Source organism: Streptomyces sp. NPDC055078, assembly GCF_053607985.1.
The window spans coordinates 1-7501 of sequence record NZ_JBSGUP010000173.1 but is presented as its reverse complement, the minus strand read 5'-3'; the positions used below and the strand labels follow the sequence as shown (position 1 = coordinate 7501).

Genomic DNA, 7501 nt, shown 5'->3' with positions numbered 1-7501 from the left:
GCGGTTCGCGGTTCGCGGTTCGCGGTTCGCGGTTCGCGGTTCGCGGTTCGCGGTTCGCGGTTCGCGGTTCGCGGTTCGCGGTTCGCGGTTCGCGGTTCGCGGCCAGTCTTTCTAGCGCATAGCACGTCTTGAAGAAATGGGCTGCATATCGCAAATGTGGGGCTTTCTGATTCCGTTTGAGGGCGGCGGGAAGGGCCGACATGGCCTCGGGGTGTGACGGTGAGACCTGGGCAGCCGCAGGCGCGGGGCGGGCGAGCGGCGATCGCGGGTGGCCCCACCGGCACGGCAGCAGGTTGCATCCGACCCACTGTAGTTGGGTACGCCGGGGTGACGAGGTCTGTTCTGGCGCTGTGTGCCAAGGGGCTCGCCGTTCGGTGGCGTCCCGCCCGAGAATATTGCCCACCAGTAGGTTTCATCTGAACTCGTGAGGGGTTGCCCCCAACACGCTCTCCAAATGGTCGTTTGGGGGTACGGGGATGTACGGGAGCATTCTGACCTGCGGTGCAGCCAATTCGGGTGGGGCTTCTGAACGATGTCGTACGGCAGTGAACGCAACCAGAACTGCAACCACTGCCAACCTACTTGCCGTGCTCCGGGTCGTATCACTGGAGGGCTTGCCCGGTCACTTCGGCGATGCACTCGAAGTCGTGATCGAGATGGAGCAGGGTGAGCCCCTGCAACTTAGCGGTCACGGCGACGACCAGGTCGACAGCTCCGGCACTTCGGTGTTTCCCCTGCTTGGTGAGGGCTTGCTGGACCTGCCAGGCGCGGTCGTCGACGGGAGCCCAGCCGAAGATCAACCGCATGTCCTCGATGCCGCGCGCCCGGTCGGCAGTTGACCGTGCGCGGTGGAAGAAGTTCGAGCTCGGTGATCTGCGGGTATAGCGGTGCGGGTCTCGGCGGCCTGCAGCCCAGGCCACCTCTCGGGCTGCGGCGCAGGCCGACCGCGGCGGTCCAGTGTGCGTTCGCCGACGGTGGCCAGCAGCCGCCAAGCCGTTGGCGTGGAGGCCACCGGGCCGAATATGTTGCGCTGGTCCGGCAGAACGGCGAGATCCGCGATCGCCTCGCCGCCGTTGGCGAGCATCACTGCGAGATCGGTGGTGATCCGGCCTGGGTCATGGCCGGTGCCACGCGGCCGAAGAGGTCGGAGCACGGTGGAATACGCCGTTGTCAGCCCGGTCGCTTCCGCGAGGTCCGCCAGCAAACGCGCTCCGGCGCGCCCGACCACCCTCGACCCGTCGGTGGACACCACAAGCCGTGGCCGCGAACCGATATCCTTCACGCAGAAAGTGCCTTCCTCTAGCGACGACAGAACTCCTGGATAAGGTCCATCGTCCCAGCTCAGGAAGGCACTTTGCGTTCCTACCCAACCTCAGCCGCACCCCAACCGAAACGACGAGGTTAGGAGGCGCCTCGACAGATATGGAACGTGTCACAGGCGGGTAAGCCGAGGTCGCTTAGGAGCCGGGCTCAAGGATGGTGCAGTTCCACGATACGCGGGTGCCGCACGAAGAAAGCTCCCGGAGCTCCGCCGCCCGGCCCTGGCTCGCCCGTCGAGCCTGGGAAATAGCAGCAGAGGACTGGTAGTCCACCTTGGCAACGAAAGAGTTCGTCGATTTTTCTATTCTCCTTTTCTATTCTCCGCCGACATGAGAAGCCCCATTCTCCACATCGTCGGGATGCACAATGGAGTCCTGGATACCCAAGATGCGCATAAGCGACTTGACCGACACGACCCGGCTATTGCCAATCCACAGTACTCTAAAGGGGAGTGAGCCTTTCCTGGCCATCCTTGATGCTTGTGATTCCGAAAGGCCAACAATATCGGCCGCCTCGCTGAAAGCGATATACTGTGGCAGGAGATCGGAAATTCGATAGTAAAGATTCCTCCCGTCCACCCAGGTTCGCCCTACCTGTGCGGGAGTAATGCAGAGGGTATCTACCTCATCACGGCAACCGCTGCGGAGTTTGTCGTGCATGATCTTGGCATGGTCCATAGCTCCCATTCGTTGCAGTAGAGCTCCTGTGCGCTCGCCGCGAATTCTCTCATCGGCATCCGGGTTCTGCACCGGGCCGACGTCAATGATTGACGATGCGAGTACCGTAGAATCTTCCTCATACGCAGCATCAGCAATCAAGTACTCCGCACTTGCCGCACACGTTTCCGATCTTCCGGCTTCCACCAGGCCGCGAGCGCCGGTGAACGCGCGAGTCATCATGGTATCCAGGAGTTTTTTGGAAGGCGTGCCACCTGCCATGGAAAACCATGCCTCCAGAGCGCCCTCTAGCATCGCAGACCTGATGTCAGAGGTCTCATAATGCCATTTTCGCGACAACTCTTTCGACCACCCCCCAAAGTATGGAGTTAGTAGATCCAATAGGATCATCAACCATTTCTCCCGATCCTTGTGGTCGCCTTCTCTCGCCAAAGTGCACGCCGACTCCCAGAGGCGCAAGCTAGCTACGGATTTCGATCGGCCAAGTCGAATTTTCTCGCGCAAAACCTGGTATGTGGGATGGCTCTTGATTGCGCATACCTGAACATCGCCGACATGCGCACAGATGGGCTCCCCGCCGCTGTCACGCAGGACTCGTTCCGTGATGAGAGCGAAGACATCGCGCATGGGTTTCCTCTCGCGCCGCCAGATCGGGCCTACGAAAAATCATGAGGCGCGGCAGTTACACTTCGGGGATTTCTGCTGGGATTCAGCCCCATCGAGTGAACTATGTTTGGCGGCACGGCAATATGCGGGGCATGAGTAGTGGCAGTCGACAGGTGGCGCGCGGCCTGCGGCGGCAGAGTGAGGTGGGTCTACTGGAACCGGCTACGGCCCCGCTACGGGCGCACGTCTGGCTACTGCCTGCGCTGCGGTGAACACGGCGACAAGTTCCACGGCCCGTACTGCCGTGGCGCGGCTGGTCTCCCGAGGGTTCAAGCGTGCGCCTTGTCTGGTTCAGCTTCCCGTTCTTCCAGTCGGCACCGGTACTCGGTGTCGAGGCTGGCACGTAGCCGGCCTTCGACGCTGCCGTCATGCTTGCTGGCACTGCTCGTGCATGAGCTTGTGGTTGCCGCGGTTGCCGAGCGAGGGTAGGTGACGCAGAGCGTTGTTGATGCTGTCGAGTGCCGCGTCGTGGTCCTGGCGTATGTGCTGATCTGAGGCCAGGCGGTACTCGACGATGTGGTCGGTCGTGGGGGTAGTCGCGTACGGGCCTTCACCCCGGATCTTGGACACTTGAGTCGTGGATCTTGAGGACCTGAGAACGGATATCTCGTGGTCATGAAGCACTTTCCGCCGGAGTTCAAGGCGGACGCGGTCGCGCTGTACCAGTCGCGTCCCGGAGCGGCGATCAGGCAGGTTGCCGCTGATCTGGGTGTCAACCCGGAGACGCTGCGGAACTGGGTGCGGGCGGCCGGAGCGAACCGGCCGTGGGGACGCCGGGCGGAGGTACCCGCCGAGCCGCCCACTCCGGTGCAGGCGGAGAACGCGGCTCTACGCAAGAAGGTCCGCGAGCTGAAAGAGGAGCGCGAGATCCTGCGGAAGGCGGCGAAGTATTTCGCCGGGGAGACGCGCTGGTGAACCGTTTCCAGTTCGTCGCCGACCATCAGCGCCGCTACGGCGTGAAGCGGCTGTGCAGCATCCTTGGCATCGCCCGCTCCAGCTTCTACTACTGCCGCCGCCGGCCGGGCCGTGCGCCGGGCGGCCGACGCAAGGCTGCGTTCCGGTGGCTGCACCGCTACAACACCCGGCGCCGACACTCCCGTCTGAACGCCCGTGGAGCACCGCGTACTTCAGTCACGGGGTTCAGTCCTATCGTCGAGGCGCTCCATGACACTGATCAAATAGTCCATCCCATTCTCAACAGGTGGGAAATGGACATCAGGCTCGCTGAGCACTCACTTCTGCCTCCGTGGGTGCTGGTCAGTGGACCGGTCGCCTCCGTGGTGGGCAACCGGGTGACCCGTGCCCCAGTCTCCTTGCCTCTGGCTGCCGCACGGGACAACTGAGACCAGACACGTCGAGGGCCCCACCGCGAACGGTGGGGCCCATCGACATCGTGCCCGGTGAGGCACTGGCGGAGGATACGAGATTCGAACTCGTGAGGGGTTGCCCCCAACACGCTTTCCAACTGTCCGCGTGGCGGTCCGGGGGCGTTCGCAGGGGTTCGCGCGGCAGGTCAGAGCGGGTGTGCGTACTGCGGTGAACGGTGGCGACCGTCAGTGCACTGGACAAAGACCAGGACAACGAGCGGGGCCGAGGGGCGGAGTCGACCGCTGATGGGGATGGGAATCCGACCGCGAAGGTAGGTGAATCAACCGGACAGCAGGTTCCTTCCCTGCTGTCCGGTTGCGGTCGCTACTTCTTCCGGCGCTTGCGTGCCTTCGCCTTGCGCTGCTCAATCGTGTACGAGGACCACTCGCCGCGGTGGAAAATGCACCGCGACGCCCCGACCATTGCCAACTGTCGGCACCGGGTCCCCTTCGCGGTGAGCGCACCGCACCTGGACTGACTGGCCATGATGATCCGCCCCCTGGACTCCTAGACGATGTGCCTCCTTCTCAGGCTTGGCGCTGCAAGGAAGCGATGACAGGGCGCACGGTCGGGGCATCGGGTGTGTCCCCGCGCACGCGAGGGTGGCCCGGGGGCCGCCGGATGGACACCCTCGACTCTGATGGCTTCCCGCGCTAGCGGGGGTGGTCCTCGATGGGAGGGGTGCCATAGTTGAAGTCAGCGGCTGTCCCCGCGCGAGCGGGGGTGGTCCAGCCGTGCGGTGGGTGCCGCTGCCGGGTAGGTAGTGATTCCCGCGCTGGCGGGGGTGGTCCGTACTCAGGGAGGAAAGCGGGTGTCAGAGCAGAGCAGTCCTCGGGGTACCTTCCTGAAGATCGCTGACCTGATGAGAGCGCAGATCGACGCCGATGAGGACATGGCGGAGCTTCCGTCCGCCGCCGACCTTATGCGTGATCACGGAGTGTCCCGGGGCGTGGCGCTCCGGGCCTTTGGTGTCCTGAAGAAGGAAGGGCTTGCCGAGCCGGTGCCCGGTGGCCGGTGGCGGGTGGTCCGAAGCACCCACCACACCGACCGTCGACCGCTGGCTGAGCGGTTGGCGGACGTCTTCGCGACTGACAATCTCAAGGTCGGGGCACCGTTTCCCAGTACGTCTGAGCTAAGCCAGCGTTTCGAGGTCTCTCGACCAACGGTGAGTAAGGCTCTGGACAAGCTCGAAGCAGCAGGGTTGCTGTCAGAAGCGAGGCAGGGAAAGGCGCGGACTGTACGAGCCCTGCCCGACCGAGAGGAGAGCACCGAGCCTTGAGCACCACCGGATTGACCGAGTGGGCCTATCCCCTCGCAGAGTCTTTGCTGTCCGGGCCCCTGCCTCGAAGGTGGGCCCATTCCCTCGGGGTAGCCGAGCGGGCCCGAGCGCTGGCGCCGATTCTCGGCGAGAATGCCGAGCTGCTTGAAGCGTCTGCGGTCCTGCACGACATCGGATATGCGCCTGATATCGCGGTGACTGGCTTCCATCCCCTGGATGGCGCGCGATACCTCCGGGACACGGTCGATGCCGACAAGCGGGTCGTCTGTCTTGTTGCCCATCATTCGTGCGCGTGGATGGAGGCGGAAGCGCGGGGACTTCGTGACGACCTAGAGGGCGAGTTCCCGCGAATGGGTCCCACCCTCAATGACGCGCTCTGCTACTGCGACATGAACACGACCCCGGACGGTACTCCGACGAACCCTCTCGACCGAGTGAACGAGATCGCCAGTCGCTACGGTGCGGACAGCCTGATCGGGACGTTCATCCGCAGGGCAGAGCCTGAGATCCTCGCGTGTACGGCACGAGTGCTCGAACGGCTCGCCACCGCCAAACGTCAGCCGATGTAGGGTGCCGTCCGCGTCCGGTCCAAGGCGTGTTCGATCCTCAGCCTCATGGTGGGGTGAATGTCGTACTCCAACAGGTCCGATGGGGAGACCCATCGGACCTGAGTCGTTTCGTCACTCGTACGGACATCCCCGCCGGTAGGCCGCGCGCGGAAACAGATGCTGAACTGCTGCCGGGCCTCGCCATCGTCGTACAGCATCACGTGGCCAGGGTCCGTGTAGATCCCCGACATGTCGATGACTTCGGCTTTGATGCCGGTCTCTTCCCAGACCTCACGGACCACGGTGGCGCTGATGGACTCGCCGATGTCGTGCCCACCGCCCGGGAGCGCCCAACGGCCGTTGTCAGAACGCTGGATCACAAGGACGTCGCCCGCGTCGTTCTGTACGAACGCGACGACTGAAGGCACTACCGAGTTGGCCGGCGGGGCTTCGGGATCGTGGAGGTAGTCGATGCGTCCCATGTTCAGGCTCCCGTGAGGTCGTGTTCCGTTACCTGGCGCGCGCCTCCCCAGGTCTGCTCAATGCTATTCGCGTACGTGTCGAAGAGGCCGCCGCCAGGCAGGCGCCGCAGGTGAAGGACGGGCGCCATATACGCGCCGATGCCGTAGACGTGGGTGTTCACCAGCATTTCGTCATCGGCTCGGAACAGCGAGTTGTAGAGCGTTGCGTCATGCAGCCGGAATCCGATGTCCGGATGGCTGTTGAACAGCGGTCGGTAGTTCATCAGCGCATTGCGAATCTTGCCGTCCATGATCTGGTGACCTTCGTCGATGCCACGCTGTTTGACGGCTGCACAGTCCGGCTCGCCAAGCAGGATGCGCACCTGCGCGTTTCCCTGCGCCTTGGTCCGAAGCAGATCGTGAAAGAGCGGGTCCTCCGACAGCCACAGTCCGGAATAGACGAGAACGTCGATGTGCGTCTTCGCCCGGTTGTAGATCTCGCGCCAAAGCCCTGTGGGCACCATGTGCCGATGGGGGTACACCGTGATGATCTCGGCTTTGCTCAGGTCCGACGCGCTTTCGACCGAGCGGGAGTCGTCCCACAGTGTCGTCACATCGACCTTGAGCAGTGAAGCCGTCGCGTACTGATGCCGCCGGTACGGCACCTTCCCCTGAGTGATCCAGCGTTCAACTGTCTTCGGGTTGACCTCGATCGCGTCGGCCAGATCCTGCACGGTCACGCCCTGAGCCAAGAGGGCGGACCGTAAGCGTTCGTTGGACATCTCAACCCCCGATGGGACGTCTAGGGACTTCCTGACGGTAGCGAGATCGACCCAAGGTGTCCATGGGGGAGGTGCACAACGCCCCCCACCTGCACCGATTCTGATGGTGCACCAAGAAGTCCTCACGGGAAGCCCAAAGACTCCGCCGACACACTTGACGAGAGTCGATGCAGTACCTGTAATAGAGGTGCTGCATCACGTTCCGTGGATCGGGACCTGGTGACACAACTCCATAGCGTGATCCACCGCAGTCCGACGGCCGTGACAACTCCGGCTGAGGCGAGTGGAGACCAGCCGATCGAGAGCGGGCCCGGTGTCACAACCGAGCCCCACACCCCAGATGGGGGACACGCCATCGGCTTCAAAGAACCGCACGGCACACCTTGTAGCTGCCAAGACT

8 protein-coding genes and 2 pseudogenes are annotated in these 7501 nt (G+C 63.4%); 4 read left to right on the top strand and 6 right to left on the bottom strand.

Going from position 1 to position 7501, the window contains the following annotated elements; all coding sequences use genetic code 11:
• Nucleotides 1-602: 602 nt before the first annotated feature.
• The 4 genes and pseudogenes from ACWF94_RS16965 to ACWF94_RS16950 all read right to left on the bottom strand — a co-directional run.
• Nucleotides 603-857 (bottom strand): annotated as a pseudogene (locus tag ACWF94_RS16965) (PIN domain nuclease); the annotation flags it as partial.
• A gap of 51 nt (nt 858-908) precedes the next feature.
• A pseudogene (locus tag ACWF94_RS16960) lies at nt 909-1312 on the bottom strand (transposase); the annotation flags it as partial.
• A 322-nt stretch (nt 1313-1634) separates the two neighbouring features.
• Entirely contained in the window at nt 1635-2624 is a 990-nt protein-coding gene (locus tag ACWF94_RS16955) for a hypothetical protein (protein ID WP_453488259.1), read from the bottom strand.
• A 405-nt stretch (nt 2625-3029) separates the two neighbouring features.
• A complete protein-coding gene (locus ACWF94_RS16950) occupies nt 3030-3233 on the bottom strand; it encodes a hypothetical protein (protein WP_453488257.1) in 204 nt (67 codons plus the stop codon).
• A gap of 45 nt (nt 3234-3278) precedes the next feature.
• Between ACWF94_RS16950 and ACWF94_RS16945 the strand changes: the two genes are divergently transcribed.
• The 4 genes from ACWF94_RS16945 (at nt 3279) to ACWF94_RS16930 (ending at nt 5879) form a co-directional block, all read left to right on the top strand.
• Nucleotides 3279-3578 carry a transposase gene (locus ACWF94_RS16945; protein WP_453488255.1) on the top strand — a complete coding sequence of 100 codons (300 nt, stop codon included), beginning with the start codon at nt 3279-3281 and terminating at the stop codon, nt 3576-3578.
• Nucleotides 3575-4006 carry a hypothetical protein gene (locus ACWF94_RS16940; RefSeq protein ID WP_453488253.1) on the top strand — a complete coding sequence of 144 codons (432 nt, stop codon included), beginning with the start codon at nt 3575-3577 and terminating at the stop codon, nt 4004-4006. Before ACWF94_RS16945 ends, ACWF94_RS16940 begins: the two co-directional genes overlap by 4 nt.
• An 836-nt stretch (nt 4007-4842) precedes the next feature.
• Nucleotides 4843-5310 carry a GntR family transcriptional regulator gene (locus ACWF94_RS16935; protein ID WP_453488251.1) on the top strand — a complete coding sequence of 156 codons (468 nt, stop codon included), beginning with the start codon at nt 4843-4845 and terminating at the stop codon, nt 5308-5310.
• On the top strand, nt 5307-5879 hold the full coding sequence (locus tag ACWF94_RS16930) for an HD domain-containing protein (protein ID WP_453488249.1): 573 nt from the start codon (nt 5307-5309) through the stop codon (nt 5877-5879). Before ACWF94_RS16935 ends, ACWF94_RS16930 begins: the two co-directional genes overlap by 4 nt.
• Here ACWF94_RS16930 and ACWF94_RS16925 read toward each other — a convergent pair.
• Both ACWF94_RS16925 and ACWF94_RS16920 read right to left on the bottom strand, forming a co-directional pair.
• Nucleotides 5867-6340: an NUDIX domain-containing protein gene (locus ACWF94_RS16925; RefSeq protein WP_453488247.1), complete on the bottom strand. Its 474-nt coding sequence runs from the start codon at nt 6338-6340 to the stop codon at nt 5867-5869. The two genes, ACWF94_RS16930 and ACWF94_RS16925, sit on opposite strands and share 13 nt — an antisense overlap.
• Nucleotides 6341-6342: 2 nt before the next feature.
• Nucleotides 6343-7101 (bottom strand): helix-turn-helix domain-containing protein, encoded by a 759-nt coding sequence (locus tag ACWF94_RS16920; RefSeq protein ID WP_453488245.1) that lies wholly within the window; start codon nt 7099-7101, stop codon nt 6343-6345.
• Nucleotides 7102-7501: the final 400 nt, after the last annotated feature.